At 70.4% G+C, this 1616-nt stretch carries 2 protein-coding genes; one reads left to right on the top strand and one right to left on the bottom strand.

Annotation, left to right across the window (positions count from 1 at the left end):
• The first annotated feature begins 113 nt into the window (after nucleotides 1-113).
• Complete coding sequence (locus ABZ497_RS36725) at nucleotides 114-596, top strand: hypothetical protein (protein WP_359812483.1); 483 nt, start codon at nucleotides 114-116, stop codon at nucleotides 594-596.
• Here the strand turns inward: ABZ497_RS36725 and ABZ497_RS36730 are convergent.
• Entirely contained in the window at nucleotides 562-1344 is a 783-nt protein-coding gene (locus ABZ497_RS36730; protein ID WP_359812486.1) for an IS5 family transposase, read from the bottom strand. The two genes, ABZ497_RS36725 and ABZ497_RS36730, sit on opposite strands and share 35 nt — an antisense overlap.
• Nucleotides 1345-1616 lie beyond the last annotated feature (272 nt).

The raw sequence follows: 1616 nt of genomic DNA on the forward strand, positions 1-1616 counted from the left end.
AGAAGCCGTTGTCTTTCCGATAGTGACGGGTGCGTTTCCGCTGGTCAGGCATAGTGCCGGTGCCTCGGTGGCAGAGACGGGGTGTCGTGTCGTCTCTTCGGTGGAGGTGTCGGATGCCGTCGGTGATGGGGCTGCTGGAGGAGCGTGAGCGTGCTGCTCGGCAGCGGGTGGAGGTCCTGCAGGCCGAGCTGCGGGAGGCGGAAGCCGCGTGGGAGCGGTTCGTGATCGCCCGTCAGACGGTGGCCGAGGTCCTGGCAGAACCCCGTGCAGGCGAGGAGGCGCCGCTGGCCGGGGTGGCCGGTGAACGGCCTGCGCGGGTCGCCGGGGCGGTGCCCGGATCGGTGGTTCCCGCCTGGAGGGAAGGGCTCGCTCTCGACACGCTGGCGCCGGAGTACCAGCGGCTCGTGGAGGTCCTGGCGGGAAGCGGGGAGGAGATGGACTGTCGACAGCTCGCGGCGGCCCTGGGTCTGGAGGTGGTCGCGGCGAAGGTGGAGGGAGTGCGCTCGAAGGCGAAGCGCCTGGCCGCGCGGGGCTGGCTGGCCGAGGAACGCCCGGGGATGTTCAGCGTGCTCGCCGGGCGAGCCGGCGGCTCATGACCATGCTCATCGACCACCGGATCATCGCCTCGGAGGTGTCGGTGCGGGCCTCGTAGTCGCGGACCAGACGGCGTGAGTGCATCAGCCAGGCGAACGTCCGCTCCACCAGCCATCTTTTCGGCAGCACCACGAAGCCCGTGGCGTCGTCGGTGCGTTTGACCACTGTCAGCGCGATCCGCAGGACATCGCGGGCGATCTCGACCAGGCGCCCGGTGTAGCCGCCGTCGGCCCACACCAGCGAGATGCGCCAGTGCCGCTCACGCAGCCGCTCCAGCAGTGTCCAGCCAGCCTCGCGGTCGGTGACGCAGGCGGCGGTCACCACCACGACCAGCAGCAGCCCGAGGGTGTCCACGACGATGTGCCTCTTGCGGCCGTTCACCTTCTTCCCGCCGTCGAACCCCCGGCTGGCAGCCGGCACCGACGCGGCGCCCTTCACCGACTGCGCGTCGATGATCCCGGCGGTCGGCTCCGGATCCCTGCCCGCCGCCTCGCGGACCCGCTCGCGCAGCCGGTCGTGGAACTCGGCGACCAGGCCCTTGTCCCGCCAGCGCCGGAAGAAGGCGTAGACGCGGTCCCATGCGGGGAAGTCCGCGGGCACCGCCCTCCAGGCGATGCCGCCCGCGACCAGGTAGCGCACGGCGTCGACCAGCTGCCGTTGGCAGTAGCCCTCCGGCTGCCCGCCGCGGCCTTCCAGCCAAGCGGGCACGGGCATCGCGTCGCGCACGACTGCCCACTCCGCGTCGGTCATGTCCGAGGGGTACCTCGGACGCCTGTGCGGGTGGTCCCCGGCGTTCCCGAACCGGTGAGCGAGGCAATCACACGACAGGGGTGCGGAGTTGGACGGAAACGTCACGGAGACGGAAGACTGCGGCACCAGGGGCCTCCTGCTGCTCGGCTGGATTCGACACCCACGAGCTGTGCGGAAGGCCCCACTTTCATGCCCTGCCGACCAGAAGATCACCCGACCGAGTCGGCAGACTCGAACTCACGATCACCAAGATCGATAGAGCAACGGCTAGT

Origin of the sequence: Kitasatospora sp. NPDC005751 (genome assembly GCF_040630835.1) — a bacterium.
GTDB lineage: Bacteria > Actinomycetota > Actinomycetes > Streptomycetales > Streptomycetaceae > Kitasatospora.